Origin of the sequence: Endozoicomonas sp. ALD040 (assembly GCF_049275945.1) — a bacterium.
Lineage (GTDB): Bacteria > Pseudomonadota > Gammaproteobacteria > Pseudomonadales > Endozoicomonadaceae > Endozoicomonas_A.
The window spans coordinates 5,752,850-5,776,087 of sequence record NZ_CP184829.1; the positions used below are offsets into that span (position 1 = coordinate 5,752,850).

At 41.1% G+C, this 23,238-nt stretch carries 18 protein-coding genes; 15 read left to right on the top strand and 3 right to left on the bottom strand.

Translation table 11 applies throughout. From position 1 onward, the window contains the following. The first annotated feature begins 28 nt into the window (after positions 1-28). Complete coding sequence (gene fabB, locus ACOJUN_RS20800; RefSeq protein WP_422133793.1) at positions 29-1,246, top strand: beta-ketoacyl-ACP synthase I; 1,218 nt, start codon at positions 29-31, stop codon at positions 1,244-1,246. 97 nt (positions 1,247-1,343) lie between these two features. Here fabB and ACOJUN_RS20805 read toward each other — a convergent pair whose 3' ends face one another. Together ACOJUN_RS20805 and ACOJUN_RS20810 are read right to left on the bottom strand one after the other, a co-directional pair. Next, complete coding sequence (locus ACOJUN_RS20805; RefSeq protein WP_422133794.1) at positions 1,344-1,652, bottom strand: Fic family protein; 309 nt, start codon at positions 1,650-1,652, stop codon at positions 1,344-1,346. A gap of 22 nt (positions 1,653-1,674) precedes the next feature. Next, on the bottom strand, positions 1,675-2,064 hold the full coding sequence (locus tag ACOJUN_RS20810; protein ID WP_422133795.1) for a Fic family protein: 390 nt from the start codon (positions 2,062-2,064) through the stop codon (positions 1,675-1,677). Positions 2,065-2,347: 283 nt separating this feature from the next. On the opposite strand from ACOJUN_RS20810, the gene ACOJUN_RS20815 reads away from it, so the two are divergent. The 5 genes from ACOJUN_RS20815 (at position 2,348) to ACOJUN_RS20835 (ending at position 8,127) form a co-directional block, all read left to right on the top strand. Next, positions 2,348-3,235 carry a hypothetical protein gene (locus ACOJUN_RS20815; protein WP_422133796.1) on the top strand — a complete coding sequence of 296 codons (888 nt, stop codon included), beginning with the start codon at positions 2,348-2,350 and terminating at the stop codon, positions 3,233-3,235. A gap of 96 nt (positions 3,236-3,331) precedes the next feature. Beyond that, a complete protein-coding gene (locus tag ACOJUN_RS20820; protein WP_422133797.1) occupies positions 3,332-4,372 on the top strand; it encodes a hypothetical protein in 1,041 nt (346 codons plus the stop codon). A gap of 393 nt (positions 4,373-4,765) precedes the next feature. After that, positions 4,766-5,875: an S-(hydroxymethyl)glutathione dehydrogenase/class III alcohol dehydrogenase gene (locus ACOJUN_RS20825; RefSeq protein ID WP_422133798.1), complete on the top strand. Its 1,110-nt coding sequence runs from the start codon at positions 4,766-4,768 to the stop codon at positions 5,873-5,875. Positions 5,876-5,953: 78 nt separating this feature from the next. Then, the gene (gene fghA / locus ACOJUN_RS20830; RefSeq protein ID WP_422137109.1) at positions 5,954-6,802 is read left to right on the top strand and encodes an S-formylglutathione hydrolase; all 849 of its coding nucleotides are present in this window, start codon (positions 5,954-5,956) and stop codon (positions 6,800-6,802) included. Between the two features lie 407 nt (positions 6,803-7,209). Then, positions 7,210-8,127: a WD40 repeat domain-containing protein gene (locus ACOJUN_RS20835; protein ID WP_422133799.1), complete on the top strand. Its 918-nt coding sequence runs from the start codon at positions 7,210-7,212 to the stop codon at positions 8,125-8,127. A 179-nt stretch (positions 8,128-8,306) separates the two neighbouring features. Here the strand turns inward: ACOJUN_RS20835 and ACOJUN_RS20840 are convergent, their stop codons facing one another. After that, positions 8,307-9,014, bottom strand: coding sequence for a hypothetical protein (locus ACOJUN_RS20840; protein ID WP_422133800.1), 708 nt, complete (start codon positions 9,012-9,014; stop codon positions 8,307-8,309). A 550-nt stretch (positions 9,015-9,564) separates the two neighbouring features. Here ACOJUN_RS20840 and ACOJUN_RS20845 point away from each other — a divergent pair. The 9 genes from ACOJUN_RS20845 to ACOJUN_RS20885 all read left to right on the top strand — a co-directional run bounded on the left by ACOJUN_RS20845 (position 9,565) and on the right by ACOJUN_RS20885 (position 23,136). Continuing rightward, positions 9,565-10,932 (top strand): ankyrin repeat domain-containing protein, encoded by a 1,368-nt coding sequence (locus ACOJUN_RS20845; RefSeq protein WP_422133801.1) that lies wholly within the window; start codon positions 9,565-9,567, stop codon positions 10,930-10,932. Positions 10,933-10,971: 39 nt separating this feature from the next. After that, positions 10,972-11,373 carry an ankyrin repeat domain-containing protein gene (locus ACOJUN_RS20850; RefSeq protein WP_422133802.1) on the top strand — a complete coding sequence of 134 codons (402 nt, stop codon included), beginning with the start codon at positions 10,972-10,974 and terminating at the stop codon, positions 11,371-11,373. Between the two features lie 109 nt (positions 11,374-11,482). Further along, positions 11,483-11,704 carry a hypothetical protein gene (locus tag ACOJUN_RS20855; RefSeq protein WP_422133803.1) on the top strand — a complete coding sequence of 74 codons (222 nt, stop codon included), beginning with the start codon at positions 11,483-11,485 and terminating at the stop codon, positions 11,702-11,704. Positions 11,705-11,991: 287 nt separating this feature from the next. Beyond that, positions 11,992-15,138 carry an ankyrin repeat domain-containing protein gene (locus tag ACOJUN_RS20860; protein ID WP_422133804.1) on the top strand — a complete coding sequence of 1,049 codons (3,147 nt, stop codon included), beginning with the start codon at positions 11,992-11,994 and terminating at the stop codon, positions 15,136-15,138. Between the two features lie 109 nt (positions 15,139-15,247). After that, complete coding sequence (locus ACOJUN_RS20865; RefSeq protein WP_422133805.1) at positions 15,248-15,469, top strand: hypothetical protein; 222 nt, start codon at positions 15,248-15,250, stop codon at positions 15,467-15,469. A gap of 286 nt (positions 15,470-15,755) precedes the next feature. Continuing rightward, complete coding sequence (locus ACOJUN_RS20870; protein ID WP_422133806.1) at positions 15,756-18,242, top strand: ankyrin repeat domain-containing protein; 2,487 nt, start codon at positions 15,756-15,758, stop codon at positions 18,240-18,242. 110 nt (positions 18,243-18,352) lie between these two features. After that, entirely contained in the window at positions 18,353-18,499 is a 147-nt protein-coding gene (locus ACOJUN_RS20875) for a hypothetical protein (RefSeq protein ID WP_422133807.1), read from the top strand. A 359-nt stretch (positions 18,500-18,858) separates the two neighbouring features. Next, complete coding sequence (locus ACOJUN_RS20880) at positions 18,859-21,345, top strand: ankyrin repeat domain-containing protein (RefSeq protein WP_422133808.1); 2,487 nt, start codon at positions 18,859-18,861, stop codon at positions 21,343-21,345. A gap of 189 nt (positions 21,346-21,534) precedes the next feature. After that, positions 21,535-23,136 (top strand): WD40 repeat domain-containing protein, encoded by a 1,602-nt coding sequence (locus ACOJUN_RS20885; protein WP_422133809.1) that lies wholly within the window; start codon positions 21,535-21,537, stop codon positions 23,134-23,136. The last annotated feature ends 102 nt before the right edge of the window (positions 23,137-23,238 follow it).

Genomic DNA, 23,238 nt, shown 5'->3' on the forward strand with positions numbered 1-23,238 from the left:
TTCATTCGGATAATTCAGGTTTAGATTAATGAAACGTGTTGTAGTTACAGGGATCGGCATTACCTCCTGCCTGGGAAACACCCAGAGTGACGTGGCCGACAGTCTCAAACAGGGAAAATCCGGTATCAGCTTTAACGAAAGCTACGCTGAAAAAGGCTTTCGCAGCCAGGTTTCCGGCACTGTCGACATTGACCTTAGCGAGCATATTGATCGTAAAACCCAGCGTTTTATGGGTATGGCGGCTTCTTACGCCTACATCGCCATGAAGCAGGCAATTGAAGATTCTGGCCTGTCAGAAGAACAGGTTTCCAACCCAAGAACTGGCCTGATTGCTGCATCCGGTGGCGCCTCATCCGAAAACATTGTCGAGGCCGCTGACATCATGCGTGAAAAAGGTGTCAAGCGTGTAGGCCCTTACCGTGTCACCCGAACGATGGGCAGCACAGTATCTGCCTGTCTGGCGACCCCATTCAAGATCAAAGGCGTCAATTACTCCATTACTTCTGCCTGTGCTACCAGTGCTCACTGCATCGGTAGTGCGGTTGAACAGATCCAGCTGGGCAAACAGAATGTTGTCTTTGCTGGCGGTGGTGAAGAAGAGCACTGGTCACAGACCGGCCTGTTCGACGCTATGGGCGCACTGAGTTGCAAGTACAACGACAGCCCGGACAAAGCTTCCCGAGCTTACGATGCTGACCGGGACGGATTTGTCATTGCCGGCGGTGGTGGCATGGTGGTTCTGGAAGAACTGGAGCACGCCAAAGCCCGTGGTGCCAAAATTTATGCAGAAGTCGTGGGTTACGGTGCTACTTCTGACGGTTATGACATGGTTGCTCCTTCCGGTGAAGGGGCTTCCCGTTGCATGCGTCTGGCTCTGGAAACGGTTGCCGGTCCTGTCGATTACATCAATACCCACGGTACATCTACTCCCGTTGGTGATGTAGCAGAACTGAAAGCACTGAAAGAAGTCTTTGGTGACACAATGCCTGCCATCAGCTCCACCAAGTCCCTCTCCGGTCACTCTCTGGGAGCGGCTGGTGTCCAGGAAGCGATCTACTGTCTGCTGATGATGAAACACAACTTCATCGCGGCTTCAGCCAACATAGAGACCCTGGACGAGGAAGCCAGAGATCTGCCCATTCTGGTCGGTAAAGCTCGCGAGCAGAAACTGAACCGCATCATGTCTAACAGCTTCGGTTTTGGTGGCACCAACGCTTGTCTGGTATTCCAGAACTACGAAGACTGAAGGGATTCAGATTTCCGGGTGTTTCAGAAGAATGATGGAGCCTGGTTTTATGGTTATGCTCCATCATTTATGTCCGGGAGCTTTGGCTGTGGCAAATTCAACTAACAATGCTCAGATAACGTTTAAAAGCGTCCTCCTCTGCTTCAACGACCATTGCTATGAAGTCTTGATAGCACAGGCTGGTATGAGCTTTATCCAAAGCTTCATAATAAGCAAGACGATTTTCCGCTCTGATAATGACGGGTAAGTAACCACTGCTCATTAAGTCAAAGTTCATCAGCAAGCGGGCTGTACGGCCATTGCCATCGACAAAAGGATGAATTCCTACAAAATCAACATGCAGCCTCGCTGCCCTCTCAACAGGATGGTAATCCTGATTTTCATAGCCATCCACCAGTTCCGTCATTAACGACTGCAAGTGCAGGTGTTCAGGAGGCGTGTTGAGCACCTGCAATCATTACATTTTCCTGTCGATAGCAACCCGCATTAGTGTTATCAATATTTTTTAATAGCAACTGATGAATAGACTTAATCAGTCGTTCACTGAATGGCTCATCTCTTGCGATTACAGACTCTACCCACTCAATGGCCTCCCGGTGATTAATGGCTTCAAAATGCTCCCTGATTGACTTGCCGCCAACAGTAATACCCTCAAGAACCACCTTGGTTTCCTTGAGAGTCAAGGTATTACCCTCTATCGCATTGGAATGATAAGTCCACTCAAGCATCATTGCTTCATGGAGCGACTGGACACTGTTTTTTGGCAGGGGCCTGAGGGCATCCAATTGGGCTTTGAGAGCATCTATGGTTTCAAACATACCGTGAGTAATCCATTGCGATCGTACTTGTGCCCATTATATGGCAAACAGGTTGCTTATGCTCTGGGTCATCAGTAACGGCGCAACTGTCATCCTTTCTATGCCACTCTTTGTTATTCTGGCTTACTTTATGGTTAGTATTAATTAACAAAATAATGAATTACTGTTCGTTTTATCTGTCAATACAACCAAGCCTGAAATGCAGTAGGATGAAAAAGCCGCCTTCCAGGAAGGCGAAGCCAGCTGATCGGGAACTTACAAAAATATCACGGAGTGTATGACAATGAACCCAGTGACAGAAACAAACTTACAACTTGTCCCTGCTTTAGCGCAAATAAGCATTTCAGACACTAGAGAGTCAGCGCCAAAAGAATTAGCAACTCATCACTTAAAAGCTGATCAAAGCCAGCCATCGCAGGTTGAAGGGAAATCCTTATCAGAAAGAAAGATTGGCTCCACCAATAAAGTTTTGTTCCTTGATGAAGAGCACCACACGGAAATATTATATGCTAACCGAAAATGCGATGGAACAACCTTTTTTGAACAAATTGACAACCCAGAACTCTACGCTGAAGAAACTCTTGTGTATTGGAAGCTTAAACTTTTACCTTTTACTTTGAATGGAGTCAAGCATTATAAAGTGCCAGCTAATACCCCTATTTTAAAGGAAGAATGTTTGGTTTCTTTGCCTTTAACTGAGGAAGCAAATATTGATTCATGTTATTTGAATCAAATAAAAAGCAGGCTGTCCTGTCTCTTTACAAAGGGCTTTGAGAATGTTTGCAAAACGGTTTTTCCTCTTGAAAATAAAGAAATTGATTCTCACGGTGTTTGTCATCAGCTTGTGAATTATTTGGCATTTGGTATGGATAAACAAAAGGATATAAAATTCAATGGGTGGTATGAAAAACTTCCTTTTGCTTCTATTCATACACATGATAAAACAAAACTATGCATCGGAGATATTCTGCAATTATTTTCAAATGAAAAATTGATTCATAGTCTGTTTTATATCGGAGGTGGAAGATGTATAAGTAAGCATGGTCCGATTGATATATTTTTCCAATCTTTACCTGCTGCTCTGGAGACATACCCTTCAGAATCAATAAGGATCGTTAGATTAGCGCCTGAATATTATTCAAAACAAATACCGTTTAGAGTAAATTACTGATCCTTTTGGTTGCCTCTCTATGCCGATTTAGCTGTGACAGGTGGAAAGGATTTAGCCCCTAATTGAGGACAAATACTTACTTAAAGAGATGAAAGCATGAACGGAATAAATAACAAATCCAGTATTGACAGCTCCACCCCATTAACATCTAATCAACCGCCATCAGAAACACCAACTGTTGTCAGTATGGGTAGAGACATCAGTGTACATAACAAGAGTGAACCTTTGTCAGTCAATATTCCTCCCTCAGAAGGCGCAGCCCAATCAATTGCTCCGGAGAAAAAATCACAGCTTGTTAAGGAAGCTTTAAATGAAGCTACCTCTGTCTTTTCAAGATGTGTCTCACTTCATAATGAGGTAAAGGAAGACAGTAGATTGTTATCTCATGCTACTTCTGAAACATCGACTGCAGACACACAATGTTTGTCTGAAAAACCTCAGGCAGAGGCAAGAGCTGCCACCTTATCTCCATTAGAGTTGAGTATTAATGAACTAAAAGATAAAAATATATGCCACACAACGGTATCAGTTCTTGAAAAACATCTCTCTAAAGAAAAGTATTCAGTAACTCATACCTTCATGTTTGGCGAACAACAATTATACAAGGAATACATCAATGGCAATCCAGAAAATAATTATGCTTTTTCACACAGAATCAGTTACATAAACGATAATGTGAAAGTATATTCTCATGAATTTGTTATTCTGAGGAAAAACAACAGATTCCATATCTTACAGTCGATGGTAGACGCTTTTAGTCTTGATCAATGGCTGAATGGTGACTCTTCAACAATAGTCAAAAATAAAAAAAGCTTAAAAAAAACCAATGATATGATTTTGTTTTATCAGGAGAATAATTTGCCATCACTTTTTTCTAAAGAAAGGGAAGATGAAATAAAAAAAATGACAGAAGATTTAAATAAAATCGAACCATCATTTAATAAAATAATAAAAACAAGAAAAAACAAATCCTGCTCTAAAGCTATTTTTAACCAGAAGATTTTGCCTACATTGTTTTCAACCTTAGGCAATTCGGATGATCGTCCTTACTTTAGAATATTCTCAGCTTCAAGAAGATACTTAGGCATTGATCCAAAATATGAGATGTTTTTCGAAGTATACGATTTCCAAATATAAGTCGTGTTCCCGAAGTAATTCTGACTGAATACAGCAAACCAGTGAGAGTGGACCCATCACTCTACAAGAAAAAAAGGAAAAACCTTCATTTCAGGATTCATTCTCATTACAATTTTGCTGAGCTCGGCAGCAGTTTGAGAAAAGCCAGGTAGTTTCAGTTAAGTACTCAGCCATACGGAATCGAATATTTCTGGCTTATTGGGCAGGTGCTCTGCAAGGCGCAACGACGGGAACATAGCAAGCTATGTGACCAGAGTTGCAACGCATCACGACTGCATGGATGCAGGAGCTAGAGCAACGCAGGAGCGGTTGCCGCGAGTACCTGAACAATAAGTCAGAAAATATGATTTCGTATGGTTGAGTACTTATTGTCCAACTTAAAAAGGTATAACCATGAAAACACGTGCAGCTGTCGCCTGGGGGCCAGGCAAGCCTCTCACTATTGAGGAAGTTGACCTTCAAGAACCCCAGGTTGGCGAAGTCCTGGTAAAATTAACAGCATCCGGCGTATGTCACACCGATGCCTTTACCCTGAGTGGCGAGGACCCTGAGGGTATCTTTCCCTGTATATTGGGTCATGAGGGTGCAGGTGTTGTAGAAGCCGTAGGAGAAGGAGTTACATCCGTCGCGGTGGGTGATCACGTTATCCCGCTATACACTCCGGAATGCGGCGAATGTAAATTTTGTACCTCTGGTAAAACCAATCTCTGTCAGGCCATTCGTGAAACTCAGGGCAAAGGCCTGATGCCGGATGGAACCTCGCGTTTTTCAAAAGATGGGCAGCCTATTTATCACTTTATGGGTACATCAACCTTTGCAGAGCATACGGTATTACCTGAAATTGCCGTGGCAAAAATCAATCAGGCCGCACCATTGGATAAAGTCTGTTTGTTAGCTTGTGGAGTGTCTACCGGTATTGGTGCTGTTCTGAATACAGCTAAGGTGGAAGAGGGAGCTACGGTGGCTATATTTGGTTTGGGCGGTGTTGGCCTGTCGGCAGTTCAGGGCGCTGTGATGGCCAAAGCCGCACGCATTTTAGTGGTGGATATTAATCCCGATAAATTTCAAATGGCCAAAGACCTTGGTGCCACCGATTGCATCAATCCAAAAGATTACGATAAACCGATTCAGGATGTGATTGTGGAACTCACCGGGGGCGGAGTAGATTACTCATTCGAGTGCATCGGTCGAACTGAAACCATGAGAAGCGCCCTGGAGTGCTGTCATAAAGGTTGGGGTGAGTCGACGATTATTGGTGTCGCTGGCGCTGGTCAGGAAATCAGTACCCGTCCCTTTCAATTAGTCACAGGCCGTGTCTGGCGCGGCAGCGCCTTTGGCGGGGTTAAAGGGCGGACGCAACTGCCAGAGTATGTTGAAAAATATATGGCGGGTGAAATTAAAGTCGACGAAATGGTCACCCATACAATGCCGTTAGAAGACATTAATATAGCCTTTGAGCTGATGCATGAAGGTAAATCGATTCGCACTGTCATCGAATATTGACAAATGAGTGAATGAGGCTCGTGAATTCTACTCACTCGCCAGGTAACTTTTTAAGTGAATCAACAGACAAAACCAGCTATGAAAGAATTATCTCGTGTTAAATGCTTTGGTGGCGTTCAACTGCAGTATGAGCATGAAGCTGACACTACCCGCTGCACTATGCAGTTCTCGATTTATTTACCCAGTAAAGCCGAATCCGAAAAGGTTCCGGTTCTGTATTGGCTGTCAGGTCTTACCTGTACGGATCAGAACTTTGTGACAAAAGCGGGCGCCCAACAGTTTGCGCAAGAACATGGTGTTGCTATTGTTTGTCCAGATACCAGCCCTCGTGGAGAGGCTGTGGCAGACGATTCCGAAGGCGCCTGGGATTTGGGTTCAGGGGCCGGTTTCTATGTCAATGCAACAGAGCAGCCATGGGCTGAGCACTATCAGATGTACGATTATGTGGTGCACGAACTTCCAGCCCTGATCGAGGCTAACTTTCCCGTTACTGGTAAAAAATCAATCTCAGGGCATTCTATGGGTGGCCACGGCGCCTTGGTGATTGGTCTGAACAATGCCAATCATTATGAGTCAATTTCGGCTTTTGCGCCGATCGTAAACCCCAGTCAGTGCCCATGGGGACAAAAGGCATTTACTTATTATTTAGGGCACAACCAGGACGCATGGCTTGCCTACGACGCCACTGTATTAATTGCGAATCAGGCATACGATCGTGTTTTGCCTATTATGATTAATCAGGGTCTGTCGGACAATTTCTTGCAGCAGCAATTACTGACAAATCATTTCAAGTCGGCGTGTGATAAGGTGAATTACCCCATCCAGCTATCGATGGATGAAGGCTATGACCATAGCTATTTCTATATAGCCAGTTTTATCAGCGATCATATCGCTTTTCATGCCAGGGCCTTAAACTCTTCACTTTAAAAAGACATTTAAAAACTCAGTCTTAAGTACTCAACCATACGAAATCATATTTTCTGACTTATTGTTCAGGCACTCGCGGCAACTGCTCCTGCGTTGCTCTAGCTCCTGCATCCATGCAGTCGTGCTGCGTTGCAACTCTGGTCACATAGCTTGCTATGTTCCCGTCGTTGCGCCTTGCAGAGCACCTGCCCAATAAGCCAGAAATATTCGATTCCGTATGGCTGAGTACTTATTGATCATTTTTCGAATCAGAGTCCTGTTTTCTTGTTAACTGCACTTACGACAATGTTATGAACTTTTATCCTGAAAGGAACTCCCAATAAATGGAGAAAATCAATATTGGATGACCTTCAATACAATATCTATGCAATGAAGGATAAATCCAACTTAATAAAAAGGAACATGATATGAATAACTTAAATAGCGCTCCCGGTGCTAACGGACTTCCGGACTTACACTCAACAAAACCTGCTCAGCCGCAGAGCGCATCAACAGGTGTTGGTTTCGGAAAGGTTGTTACTGCAGTTGAACTGAGACAATTTTGTATGGAGCGTTATGAGAGTTTGCAACAGCAAAGCTACCATACTCAAGGCGAAGGAAGCATTGGTCTCCACCGTTCGGTGGCCGTCAGTGCCGATGGCTGCGCGAAGATCTATAATCGGCAGGCCGATGGATCACTAGCAGAGTCCACCGTTCCCACTACAGGTCCTGTCAGCTCAGCCACCTTAAGCCTCAATGGTCTCCATCTGGTAACCATCAGTAACGATTACACGGCAAAAATTTTTGACCTGCAGGCAGACGGATCATGGACAGAAAAAACCGGTATTTGCCATGGTGACAAGATCAGATCAGCCACCTTTAGCAATGATAACAAGCATCTGGTGACCATCAGTGACGATTACACGGCAAAAATTTTTGACCTGCAGGCAGATGGATCATGGATAGAAAAAGCCTGCATTTACCATGATGACAACATCAGATCAGTCACCTTTAGCTCTGATGACAGGCATCTGCTGACCACCAGTGACGATCACACAGCAAATATCTTTGGGTTGACTGACGACGGATCATGGGCAGTAAAAGCCACTATTTACCACAGTGCCAAAATCGGAATAGCCACCTTCAGCGCTGATGACAAACATGTGGTGACCGCCAGTGACGATCACACGGCCAAAGTCTATTGCGAGGTGGCCAACGGATCATGGTCAAAACAAATCACCATTGACCACGATGGGCCGATCGAATCATTAATCTTCTACTACGATGGCCGCATCCTGGAGACCACCAGTGAGGATGGAACGAGGCAACTTACTGCTCTGACTTGAAATGATTGTTGGCTTGGAGGCAGAAGTTCCTGACTGCTCAAAACTGAGTTCGATGCAATAAAACAGGGGGCTTCTGGTTATTTAGCTATGGCTCCTTCCCATGCTGGAGAGGTTGTCGCAAAAGCCCAACAACTCCTTCCCACGCTCTGCGTGGGAAGGAGTCAAACGCATTCCAATAATCAGTCAGCTTTTGCCTGGTCAATACTTTTTGTAATAACACACTTTTTAGCTTTCGTCAGTGTGAATGTATATCGACCCTTGTAAGTCATTACATCATCCCCACAAGCTATATAGCCAGGAATTTCAGGATCAAAAAATCCTATTTGTATATTTGAACCAATTTTTATACCTAAGTTCACTAATATAATATTGTCTTCAGTAATCAGTCTGGAGTCTCCTGGTTCGAGAACCCCCCGTAGGTGATCAGTGGCAAAATCGTCTTTAGTTGCAGCAATCGCTGGGTAGACATTGATTCCTTTTTTAGTTGGATCACCTGGGACATTCGAATCGTTTCGGACGGTAAATACAGGGTAAAAATGATGCTGACCTTCTGTGCAAGGGAAAGCAGAGCCTGTAAATTCCCAACCAAGTTCTTTGCTAAGTGTAAAGGTATAATTACAACCTCCTTCATAGTACTTTTGATTTAAAGAACTGTTTAATTTTACATTTATAGGAGTTGGGAACTTATCTACTTTTACTGTGTAGTAATTGGTTTTAGGGTTTACCCCAAAATAGACGCTTCTGTCATGCCTGTCGTATACGACTGAATCCCCATCAAATACTTCTATGGTGTATTCATCTGGATTGTGCAATGCAAAAGAATCAGCAAACAAAGAAAACGGAAAAAATAGCAGCAGAGAAGTTAAAAAGGAGATAATTAATTTCATGATTTCACCCTCGCTATTACTTACCACACTGCCATATGACGATACGGCTCTGTTAAGTCAAACGCGGCCTCGCCCGAAGCATAAGTACTCAACCATACGAAATCATATTTTCTGACTTACTGTTCAGGCACTCGCGGCAACTGCTCCTGCGTTGCTCTAGCTCCTGCATCCATGCAGTCGTGATGCGTTGCAACTCTGGTCACATAGCTTGCTATGTTCCCATCGTTGCGCCTTGCAGAGCACCTGCCCAATAAGCCAGAAATATTCGATTCCGTATGGCTGAGTACTTAGCGTATGTGCATATAACATGTGTGGCATGTGTGGGACATCCAATATTTTAGCTCATATTAAGAGTTCTACTGAGCTAAATCCTACCAGAGCATATGTGGAGAGCATATGCAGGTCATTGCGACAGCCTCTGGAGCGTGGGAAGGAATCAAAATGCTCTTAATTGAACTTTTAGTACAAGCAAAAGTCTAACTTAATAACCTAATCAATAATAAAGTCTAAAAGCTATTTGCAAAAAGTTAATACAAGGGAGTACATAACTATGAACATGGAAGCGATTGGTTACATTTCAAAGGTCCTGTTTGACGTACATGACAGAGGTGGCTACTTGATGCATTCAGGCAATGGCACATCTGTGGGACCCGATTTAAAAATCAAACTTATGGAAGTTTATAATCAGCAGAGCCTTAAATCTTCCAATAAATTTCCGAATGACACACCTATCAATGAAAGAACTGTTGAATTCATTCATATATTGCCCACCCTTGCTCAAACCTCCGATTTTTTTGATAGATTAAACAGGCATGCCGAAAATTTCTGCAGAACGATAGAGAGTAATATTGCTGATTCAATAGAAATACAAGACGCTCTAGAAGAGCTCAACAAGCAACATAGATCGAAGAGGATCAATTTAAAAGAATCTTTAAAGGAACTTAAAGGTGTCGGAAATTTCATAAAATCAATTATAAATAAAATTTATGACAGAGTTACAATAACTGATAATGAAAAAAAAATATACAAGTTTCTGTTATCCAACATATTAAAGATTGACCAAAATACAGATAATTCAGATGTAGAGTACATTATTAGAACGTTGATAAGATATTTACATCCTGACAAATGTCTTGGTAAGAATAGTGATTTATATTCCTGCATTTTAAGCAATGGATTCGATATTATCAAACAGATAAATAATTTATGGAATGTCGACAAAACAGAGAATTCCAGAAGTCAGAAGGGTATTAGCCATGAATTAACTATTGACTCTTTGATAGAATCGATTGCCAACCTAAACAAAATTGACAACTGCTATCGACTCAAAACTTATGAAAAAATAAAAAAAGAGATGCTGGCACTCAAAGCTAGTGATCTGAAAGATAACCACAAAGAAGAATTATTAATGACGATCATCCAAACCGATTCATCGTCGCTGCTGAAAATAATGATAAATCTCCTAGGTATTAATAATTTAAAAATAAACAATGAAACACCGCTTATTTATGCCATCCAGAATTCTGCCGTGGAGATTGTCAAGATATTAATAGAAAAAGAAGATATCAATGCTCTCAGCCTCGAAGGAAAAACACCGCTCCAAATAGCCATTGACTGTTACAAGAAAAAGAAAGATCAGATTTTCACTAGTTGTTTACCTGCGATAATTCTGTTCATATCAGATTATCATAAACTCTCTGTTGATGCTAAGGACTCTGATGGTAAAACCGCATTATGCCATATTGCTTTTCAGGAAAAAATTGATCCAAATAGTCTTCTGATTATAAAAAAACTAATCAGTCTGGGTGCCAATATTGATCAGCCCATTATGCCCGATATAACAGTACGTAGCTTTTTAAAAGGGAAGATAAATAAGAATAAATTTTATGATATTGAGACATTGGCAGATAATCTGTAAGATTTAAGAGTGGGAGTTGAATTTCACGGAGATGACATTGTGGCATTAATTGACGAGTACAATAAAACTTCTCACAATAATGATAAAGCACGTAAAAAAGTTGAAGAGGCGATCAGCAATAGAAAAACACTTCTTCAGAAAAAAGACTGCAAAAAAACTGTACTGATGGCAGCTATTGAGTCTAACGCACTAAGTTTCATTCAATTACTATTAAAACGATCTGATTTCAGTCTTGACCAGCTAACAACTGAAGGTGATAGTCCATTAGATTATGCAAGAAAAAAAGGTGCTCATACAATTGTCGAATTTCTGTCCGATGTTGTTTCAACAACCGGTGCTTTCCCAACAAATAGTGGGAATACAAAGCAGTCATCAAATAGTCCATTCACTAACACCTCCACTGACGGAGCCACACCTCCGAAAATACAAAAAATGAGCTGATTTAACTAACTCAAGTACGCATCATCCTGAAAATCAGTCACTATAGGTGACATGGCTCGTTCCCACGCTGGAGAGGGTGTCGCAAAACTCTCTCCAGCCTGGGAACGAGTTGACTCCCGTCATTCCCGGCTTCATTCTCGTCATTCCCGGCTTCATTCTCGTCATTCCCGGCTTCATTCTCGTCATTCCCGCGAAGGCGGGAATCCACACTGACTCACCACCAGAACCATACTGCCCGGTGTACCCCTGGCCTTGTCATCCCCGAGAAGGCAGAGATCCACCGTTGGCACTGGATTCCCGCCTTCGCGGGAATGACGACTTCAGAGCGTGAGAACGAGCTGTTGAAGTTTTGCAACACACTCGCCCTGCGTGGGAATGCATACCTGCCATGAGAAACGGACTCTGCAGCGCGAGCTGGGTATGGGTTCCCACGCTGGGACCCACAGGGTCTAAAAGCATGGGAACCAGTGTTTTGCGACAGCCTCTCTGGTCCGTGGGCACGAGTCAAAATTCTCTTAATTGAACTTTTAGTACAAGCAAAAGTCTAACTTAATAACCTAATCAATAATAAAGTCTAAAAGCTATTTGCAAAAAGTTAATAAAAGGGAGTACATAACTATGAACATGGAAGCGATTGGTTACATTTCAAAGGTCCTGTTTGACGTACATGACAGAGGTGGCTACCTGATGCATTCAGGCAATGGCTCATCTGTGGGACCCGATTTAAAAATTAAACTTATGGAAGTTTATAATCAGCAGAGCCTTAAATCTTCCAATAAATTTCCGAATGATACACCTATCAATGAAAGAACTGTTGAATTCATTCATATATTGCCCACCCTTGCTCAAACCTCTGATTTTTTTGATAGATTAAACAGGCATGCCGAAAATTTCTGCAGAACGATAGAGAGTAATATTGCTGATTCAATAGAAATACAAGACGCTCTAGAAGAGCTCAACAAGCAATATAGATCGAAGAGGATCAATTTAAAAGAATCTTTAAAGGAACTTAAAGGTGTCGGAAATTTCATAAAATCAATTATAAGTAAAATTTATGACAGAGTTACAATAACTGATAATGAAAAAAAAATATACAAGTTTCTGTTATCCAACATATTAAAGATTGACCAAAATACAGATAATTCAGATGTAGAGTACATTATTAGAACGTTGATAAGATATTTACATCCTGACAAATGTCTTGGTAAGAATAGTGATTTATATTCCTGCATTTTAAGCAATGGATTCGATATTATCAAACAGATAAATAATTTATGGGATGTCGACAAAACAGAGAATTCCAGAAGTCAGAAGGGTATTAGCCATGAATTAACTATTGACTCTTTAATAGAATCGATCGCCAACATAAACAAAATTCCCAACTGGTATCAACTCAAAGCTCGTGAAAAAATAAGAAAAGAGATGCTGGCACTCAAGGCTAGTGACCTGAAAGATAACCACAAAGAAAGATTATTAATGTCGATTATCCAAACCGACTCATCAGATATGCTGAAAATAATGATAAATCGCCTGGGTATTAATAATTTAAAAGTCAACAATGAAACACCGCTTATTTATGCTATCCAGAATGCTGCCGTGGACGTTGTCATGATATTAATAGAAATACAAGATATCAATGCTCCCGGCCTCGAAGGAAAAACACCGCTCCAAATAGCCATTGACTATTACAAGATAAAGAAAGATAACTTTTGCCCTGGTAATTCAGCTAGGATAGTTCATTCCATATTAGATTGTCATAAAGTCTGCGTTGATGCTAAGGACTCTGAGGGTAAGACCGCATTATGCCATATTGCCTTTCAGAAAAACGTTGGTTCAGACAGCCTCAGCCTTGAAATTATTAAAAAACTAATCAATCTGGGTGCCAATATTGATCAGCCCATTATGCACGATTTAACAGTACGTAGCTTTTTAAAGAGGGAGCTAACGAAGAAGAAATTTCATGATATAGAGACATTGGCAGATAGTCTGAAAGACCTAAGAAATGCCGGGTTGCCTTTGATACCATCGATTGCGAAACTAAACACACTTACCGACATGGATCGATCCAAAGCTTATGAAAAAATAAGAAAAGAGATGCTGGAACTCAAGGCTAGTGATCTGAAAGATAACGACAAAGAAAGATTATTAAAGTCGGTTATCCAAACCGACACATCAGAGCTGATGGAAATAATGATAAATCGCCTGAGTATTAATAATTTAAAAGTCTACAATGAAACACCGCTTATTTATGCTATTCAGAATGCTGCCGTGAAGGTTGTCAAGTTATTAATAGAAAAAGAAGATGTCAATGCTCCCGGCCTCGAAGGAAAAACACCGCTTCAAGTAGCTATTGACTGTTACAAGAAAAGGAAAGATACGGATACCAATAGTGATCTTACTGAGATAATTAAGTCCCTATTAGAGTCTCATAAACTCTGCGTTGATGCTAAGGACTCTGAGGGTTTTACCGCATTATGCCATATTGTCTCGCAGAGAAAGATTGATTCAACAAGCCTTGAGATTATTAACAAATTAGTCAATCTGGGTGCCAATATTGATCATCCCATTATTCACGATATAACATTACGTAGCTTTATAAAGGACAGGCTAAACGAGAAGCAATTTTATGATATTGAGACATTGGCAGACAGTCTGGAAGACTTAAGAAATGGCCGGTTGCCGTTGATAGCATCGATTGCCAAACTAAACACGCTTACTAACATGGATCGATTCAAAGCTTGTAAAAAAATAAAAAAAGAGATGCTGGCACTCAAGGCTAGTGATCTGAAAGGTAACGACAAAGAAAGATTATTAATGTCGATTATCAAAACCGACACATCAGAGCTGATGGAAATAATGATAAATCACCTGAGTATTAATAATTTAAAAGTCAACAATGAAACACAGCTTATTTATGCTATTCAGCATGCTGCTGTGAAGGTTGTCAAACTATTAATAGAGAAAGAAGATATCAATGCTCCCGGCCTCAAAGAAAAAACACCGCTCCAAATAGCCATCGACTGTTACAAGCAAAGTAAAGATAGGAATACCAATAGTGATTTTACTGTGATAATTCAGTCCCTATTACAGTCTCATAAACTCTGCGTTGATGCTAAGGACTCTGAGGGTAATACCGCATTAGGCCATATTGCCTTTCAGATAAAGATTGATTCAACAAGCCTTGAGATTATTAACAAGCTAGTCAATCTGGGTGCCAATATTGATCAGCCCATTTCGCACGATATAACAGTACGTAGCTTTATAAAGTCGAGGCTAAACCAGAAGCAATTTTATGATATTGAGACATTGGCAGATAATCTGAAAGATTTAACAGTGGGAGTTGAATTTCACGGAGATGACATTGTGGCATTAATTGACGAGTACAATAAAACTTCTCACAATAATGATAAAGCACGTAAAAAAGTTGAAGAGGCGATCAGCAATAGAAAAACACTTCTTCAGAAAAAAGACTGCAAAAAAACTGTACTGATGGCAGCTATTGAGTCTAACGCACTAAGTTTCATTCAATTACTATTAAAACGATCTGATTTCAGTCTTGACCAGCTAACAACTGAAGGTGATAGTCCATTAGATTATGCAAGAAAAAAAGGTGCTCATACAATTGTCGAATTTCTGTCCGATGTTGTTTCAACAACCGGTGCTTTCCCAACAAATAGTGGGAATACAAAGCAGTCATCAAATAGTCCATTCACTAACACCTCGACTGACGGAGCCACGCCTTCGAAAATACAAAAAATGAGCTGATTTAACTAACTCAAGTACGCATCATCCTGAAAATCAGTCACTATAGGTGACATGGCTCGTTCCCACGCTGGAGAGGGTGTCGCAAAACTCTCTCCAGCCTGGGAACGAGTTGACTCCCGTCATTCCCGGCTTCATTCTCGTCATTCCCGGCTTCATTCTCGTCATTCCCGGCTTCATTCTCGTCATTCCCGCGAAGGCGGGAATCCACACTGACTCACCACCAGAACCATACTGCCCGGTGTACCCCTGGCCTTGTCATCCCGGAGAAGGCAGAGATCCACCGTTGGCGCTGGATTCCCGCCTTCGCGGGAATGACGACTTCAGAGCGTGAGAACGAGCTGTTGAAGTTTTGCAACACACTCGCCCTGCGTGGGAATGCATACCTGCCATGAGAAACGGACTCTGCAGCGCGAGCTAGGTATGGGTTCCCACGCTGGGACCCACAGGGTCTAAAAGCATGGGAACCAGTGTTTTGCGACAGCCTCTGTGGTCCGTGGGCACGAGTCAAAATTCTCTTAATTGAACTTTTAGTAGAAGTAAAAGTCTAACGGATGACCTAATCAATAATAAAGTCTAAAAACCATTTACAAAAAATTAATGAAAGGAAGTACATAACTATGAACATGGAAGCGCTTGGTTTGATTTCAAAGGTTCTGTTTGACGAACATAACACAGGTGGCTGCCTGATTCATTCAGGCAACAGCAGATCTGTGGGACGCTTTTTAAAAATTAGACTTATGGAAGTTTATAGTCAGCAGAGCCTTAAATTTTCCAATAAACTTCCGAATGACACACCTATCAATGAAAGAACTATTGAATTCATTCATATATTACCAACCCTTGCTCAAACCTCTGATTTTTTTGATGGATTAAACAGGCATGCCGAAAATTTCTGCAGAACGATAGAGAGTAATATTGCTGGTTCAATAGAAAAACAAGACGCTCTAGAAGAGCTCAACAAGCAACATAGACCGAAGAGAATCGATTTAAAAGAATCTTTAAGGGAACTTAAAGGTGTCGGAAACTTGATGGATTCAATTCTAAATAAAGTTGAGAACGGATTTACAATAACTGATAACGAAAAAGAAATATTCAAGTTTTTGTTAGCCAACATACTGAAGATTGATCAAAATACAGACAATTCAAATGTAAATTACATTATTAAAACGTTAACAAAATATTTTCATCCTGATAGATGTTCTGGTAAGAATAGTGATTTATATTCCTGCATTTTAAGCAATGGACTCCGTATTATCGATCACATAAAAATTTTATGGGATGTCGAAAAAACAGAGAATTCCAGAAGTCAGAAGGGTATTAGCCATGAATTAACTATTGACTCTTTGATAGAATCGACTGCCAACCTAAAAAAACTTTCCGGTTTAGATCGATTCGAAGCTTATGAAAAAATAAGAAAAGAAATACTGGCAATAAAGGCTAGTGTTCTGAAAGATAACTACAAAGAAAGATTATTTATGTCGATTATCCAAGCCGACTCATCAGATCTGATGGAATTAATAATAAATCGCCTGGGTATTAATAATTTAAAAGTCAATAATGAAACACCGCTTATTTATGCTATCCAGAATGCTGCCGTGAAGGTTGTCAGGATATTAATAGAAAAACAAGATATCAATGCTCCCGGCCTCGAAGGAAAAACACCACTCCAAGTAGCTATTGACTGTTACAAGAAAAGGAAAGATAAGGATACCGATCGTAATTGTACTAGTGATTTTACCAGGATAATTCAGTCCCTATTAGATTGTCATAAACTCTGCGTTGATGCTAAAGACTTTCGGGGCAAGACCGCATTGTGCTATATTGCCCATCAGAAAGAAATTGATTCAACAAGCTTTGAGATTATTAACAAACTAATCACTCTGGGTGGCAATATTGATCAGCCCATTATGCCCGATATAACAGTACGTAGCTTTTTAAAAGGGAAGCTAAAGAAGCAGGAATTTTATGATATAGAGACATTGGCAGACAATCTGGAAGACTTCAGAAATGGCCGGTTTCCGTTGATACCATCGATTGCCAAACTAAACACACTTACCAGCATGGATCGATTTGAAGCTTATGAAATAATAAGAAAAGAGATGCTGTCACTCAAAGCTAGTGATCTGAAAGATAACTACAAAGAAAGATTATTAATGTCGATTATCCAAGCCGACTCATCAGATCTGATGAAAATAATGATAAATCGCCTAGGTATTAATAATTTAAAAGTCAACAATGAAACACCGCTTATTTATGCTATCCAGAATGCAGCCGTGAAGGTTATCAAGATATTAATAGAAAAAGAAGATGTCAATGCTCTCGGCCTCGAAGGAAAAACACCACTCCAAGTAGCTATTGGCTGTTACAAGAAAAGCAAAGATAGGAATGCCAATAGTGATTTTACTGAGATAATTAAGTCCATATTAGATTCTCATAAACTCTGCGTTGATGCTCAGGACTCTGAGGGTAAGACCGCATTAGGCCATATTGCCTTGCAGATAAAGATTGATTTAACAAGCCTTGAGATTATTAACAAACTAATCAATCTGGGTGCCAATATTGATCAGCCCATTAAACACGATATAACAGTACGTAGTTTTTTAAAAGGGAAGATAAATAAGACGAAATTTTATGATATAGAGACATTGGCAGATAATCTGAAAGATATAAGAGTGGGAGTTGAATTTCACGGAGATGACATTGTGGCATTAATTGGCGAGTACAATAAAACTTATCACAATAATGATAAAGCACGTGAAAAAGTTGAAGAGGCGATCAGCAATAGAAAAACACTTCTACAGAAAAAAGGCTGCAAAAAGACTGTACTGATGGCAGCTATTGAGTCTGACGCACTAAGTTTCATCCAATTACTATTAAAACGATCTGATTTCACTCTTGACCAGTTAACAACTGAAGGTGATAGTCCATTAGATTATGCAAGAAAAAAAGGTGCTCACACAATTGTCGAATTTCTGTCCGATGTTGTTTTAACAACCGGTGCTTTCCCAACAAATGGTGGGAATACAATGCAATCATCAAATAGTCCGTTCAATAACACCTCGACTGACGGAGCCACAACTCCGAAAATACAAAAAATGAGCTGATTTAAATAACTCAAGTTACGCCACATCCTGAAAATCAGTCACTATAGGTGACATGGCTCGTTCCCACGCTGGAGAGGGTGTCGCAAAACTCTCTCCAGCCTGGGAACGAGTTGACTCCCGTCATTCCCGGCTTCATTCTCGTCATTCCCGGCTTCATTCTCGTCATTCCCGGCTTCATTCTCGTCATTCCCGCGAAGGCGGGAATCCACACTGACTCACCACCAGAACCATACTGCCCGGTGTACCCCTGGCCTTGATCCCGGAGAAGGCAGAGATCCACCGTTGGCGCTGGATTCCCGCCTTCGCGGGAATGACGACTTCAGAGCGCGAGAACGAGCTGTTGAAGTTTTGCAACACCCTCGCCCTGCGTGGGAATGCATACCTGCCATGAAAAGCGGACTCTGCAGCGCGAGCTGGGTATGGGTTCCCACGCTGGGACCCACAGGGTCTAAAAGCATGGGAACCAGTGTTTTGCGACAGCCTCTCTGGTCCGTGGGCACGAGTCAAAATTCTCTTAATTGAACTTTTAGTAGAAGTAAAAGTCTAACGGATGACCTAATCAATAATAAAGTCTAAAAACCATTTACAAAAAATTAATGAAAGGAAGTACATAACTATGAACATGGAAGCGCTTGGTTTGATTTCAAAGGTTCTGTTTGACGAACATAACACAGGTGGCTGCCTGATTCATTCAGGCAACAGCAGATCTGTGGGACGCTTTTTAAAAATTAGACTTATGGAAGTTTATAGTCAGCAGAGCCTTAAATTTTCCAATAAACTTCCGAATGACCCACCTATCAATAAAAGAACTATCGAATTCATTCATATATTACCCACCCTTGCTCAAACCTCTGATTTTTTTGATGGATTAAACAAGCATGCCGAAAATTTCTGCAGAACGATAGAGAGTAATATTGCTGATTCAATAGAAATACAAGACGCTTTAGAAGAACTCAACAAGGAACATAGATCAAAGAGGATCAATTTAAAAGAATCTTTAAGAGAACTTAAAGGTGTCGGAAACTTCATAGAATCAATTTTAAATAAAATTGAGAACGAAGTTACAATAACTTATAACGAAAAAAAAATATTCAAGTTTCTGTTAGCCAACATATTGAAGATTGATCAAAATGCAGACAATTTAAATGTAGAGTACATTATTAAAACGTTAACAAAATATTTTCATCCTGATAGATGTTCTGGTAAGAATAGCGATTTATATTCCTGCATTTTAAGCAATGGACTCCGTATTATCGATCACATAAAAAACTTATGGGATGTCGAGAAAACAGAGAACTCCAGAAGTCAAAAGGGTATTAGCCATGAATTAACTATTGACTCTTTAATAGAATCGATCGCCAACATAAACAAAATTCCCAACTGGTATGAACTCAAAGCTCGTGAAAAAATAAGTAAAGAGATGCTGGCACTCAAGGCTAGTGACCTGAAAGATAACCACAAAGAAAGATTATTAATGTCGATTATCCAAACCGACTCATCAGATATGCTGAAAATAATGATAAATCGCCTGGGTATTAATAATTTAAAAGTCAACAATGAAACACCGCTTATTTATGCTATCCAGAATGCTGCCGTGGACGTTGTCAGGATATTAATAGAAATACAAGATATCAATGCTCCCGGCCTCGAAGGAAAAACACCACTCCAAGTAGCTATTTACTGTTACAAGAAAAGGAAAGATATGATTACCGATCGTAATTCTATTAGTGATTTTACTAGGATAATTCAGTTCATATTAGATTGTCATAAACTCTGCGTTGATGCTAAGGACTCTGAGGGTATGACCGCATTATGTCATACTGCCCTTCAGAAAATAATTGATTCAACAAGCCTTGAGATTATTAACAAACTAATCAATCTGGGTGCCAATATTGATCAGCCCATTATACGCGATATAACAGTACGTAACTTTATAAAGGGGAGGCTAAATAAGGAGCAATTTTATGATATAGAGGCATTGGCAGATAATCTGGAAGACTTTAGAAATGGCCGATTTCCATTAATACCATCGATTGCCAAACTAAACAGACTTCCCAACATGGATCGGTTCGAAGCTTATGAAATAATAAGAAAAGAGATGCTGTCACTCAAGGCTAGTGATCTGAAAGATAACTACAAAGAAAGATTATTAACGTCGATTATCCAAACCGACACACCAGATCTGATGAAAATAATGATAAATCGCCTAGGTATTAATAATTTAAAAGCCAACAATGAAACACCACTTATTTATGCTATCCAGAATACTGCCGTGAAGGTTGTCAGGATATTAATAGAAAAACAAGATATCAATGCTCCCGGCCTCAAAGGAAAAACAGCGCTCCAAGTAGCTATTGACTGTTTCAAGAAAAGCAAAGACAAGAATACCAATAGTGATTTTACTGAGATAATTAAGTCCCTATTAGATTGTCATAAACTCTGCGTTGATGCTAAAGACTTTCGGGGCAAGACCGCATTATGCCATATTGCCCGTCAGAGAAGAATTGATTCAACAAGCTATGAGATTATTAACAAACTAATCAATCTGGGTGCCAATATTGATCAGCCCATTAAACGCGATATAACAGTACGTAGCTTTATAAAGAGGAGGCTAAACGAGAAGCAATTTTGTGACATAGAGACATTGGCAGATAATCTGAAAGATACAAGAGTGGGAGTTGAATTTCACGGAGATGACATTGTGGCATTAATTGGCGAGTACAATAAAACTTCTCACAATAATGATAAAGCACGTGAAAAAGTTGAAGAGGCGATCAGCAATAGAAAAACACTTCTTCAGAAAAAAGGCTGCAAAAAAACTGTACTGATGGCAGCTATTGAGTCTGATTCACTAAGTTTCATCCAATTACTATTAAAACGATCTGACTTCACTCTTGACCAGTTAACAACTGAAGGTGATAGTCCATTAGATTATGCAAGAAAAAAAGGTGCTCATACAATTATCGAATTTCTGTCCGATGTTGTTTCAACAGCCGGTGCTTTCCCAACAAATAGTGGGAATACAATGAAATCATCTAAGCGTCCGTTCACTAACACCTCGACTGACGGAGCCACACCTCCGAAAATACAAAAAATGAGCTGATTTAAATAACTCAAGTTACGCACCATCCTGGAAATCAGCCATTCTGCCAGTGTCAGATAATAAAATTTTGTTGGTTTTACTTATCAACCTGTTATGAACTTCCCTGCAAAAATCGAATCTAAATTCAAGTATCAACTATAGCGCCCCTTGCTTATCAAGGATGAAATACTCACTTTCAAGGAACAAAACATGAATAAAATAGACAATAGCTCCATCGTTCAAGGCCCTCACTCGCCACCACCCAAACGAGCTCGATTGGAAACATCAGCGATTACAAGGGCAGGAAGGAGCATCACGGTATCTGACTGGGAAGAAAAAGAAAAACCTTCATTATCAGTTATATCCCCGTCATCATCTGCCATGATTCTTCACGATTTGGAGCCTCGGGATATCCGCAGTTCAGAACGGGTTTGTCCCCCCCTTCGCGAGACTGTCATAGCTGATAAGGCTCTGGCAAAAGACTGGTATCGTCGGTTTTCTTCAGCACAGCAGTGTCGACTAGGCACTGCCATCAAAACAAAAGATGATAATCAACTTCGTGATTGGTTAGAGTCGTTCTCGAATGACCGGGCGTTGGTGGAGTCACTCATAAATCTCGATCGCGAGGATAGTTGTTTCCCTGCCCGGTTATATTCCACCAAAATCAGGCTGATGTCCGAATGTAAAACATTTAATTTGCTGACAAAAGCCACCATTCACGGAAAAAAACGTATCGCCTCAGCCGCACTCAGTTCCGACGGCCGCTATCTGGTAGCCGTCAATTACCAAAACAAGGCAAAAATCTATCGCCACATGACTGATGGATCATGGGAAAAAGTAACCACCATTTCCCATAAAAGCTTTGTCTACTCAGCTATTTTCAGCCTCGACGGGAAGCATGTGTTGACCGCCAGCCGCGATGGCACAGCAAAAATATATAGTTTGGGGTACGAAGAAGCATGGAAACTGGATGAATCATGGCAACCAAAAGCCATCATTTCCCATGATACCATGGTTCTATCAGCCAACTTTAGCGCCGATAGCCAACATGTGATAACCCACAGTTCGGATGGAAAGGTGCAAATCCATAGCCAGATAGACGATGGATCATGGCAATTGACAGCCACATTTTCCCATAATGATGGTGTCGAATCGGCCAGCTTCAGCCCTGATAGCCGCTATGCAGTCACCGCCAGTTGGGATAGTACGGCGAAAATCCTTGCCCGGAAGACCGATGGATCATGGGAAGAAGAAGCCATCATTGACCATGAGAGTAGTGTCTTATCAGCCACCTTCAGCCCTGATAACCGCCATCTCGTGACCACCAGTAGTGATTGCACTGTAAAAATCCATAGCCGCAAAGACAATGGTTCATGGGAATTAACCGCCATACTACTCCATGATGGTATTGTCGAATCAGCCACCTTCAGTCCCGACTGCCGTCATTTGGTGACTGTCGGCTATGATGGCACAGTGAAAATCTACGCCCGGAAAGACAATGGATCATGGCTAAAAAATGCCATCATTCACCATAAGGATCGCGTCAGGTCAGCCGCCTTCAGCCTTGATGGCCTCCATTTCGTGACCGCCAGTGACGACGGCACGGCGAAAATCATTGGTCAGCTGCCCGATGGGTCATGGGTAGAAAAAGCCTGCATTTCCCATGATGGCTGGGTTCTATCAGCCAGCTTTAGCGACGATGGCAGTCATGTGCTGACCGCTGGTGGCCACATGGTGAAAATCACTGAACTAAAGCGGAGTGATTTATTGCCTGCCCCACCCCTTTTACAGCGTACCTGTACAATCTTGTGATTTTTCTTACTCAACAGGGTGGTCAATGGTTGGATTCTAGCTGGATCAATATTAAACGTCGCTGCTCATTGAGGATACGTACCTGCTTTCAGAGAAAAAAAT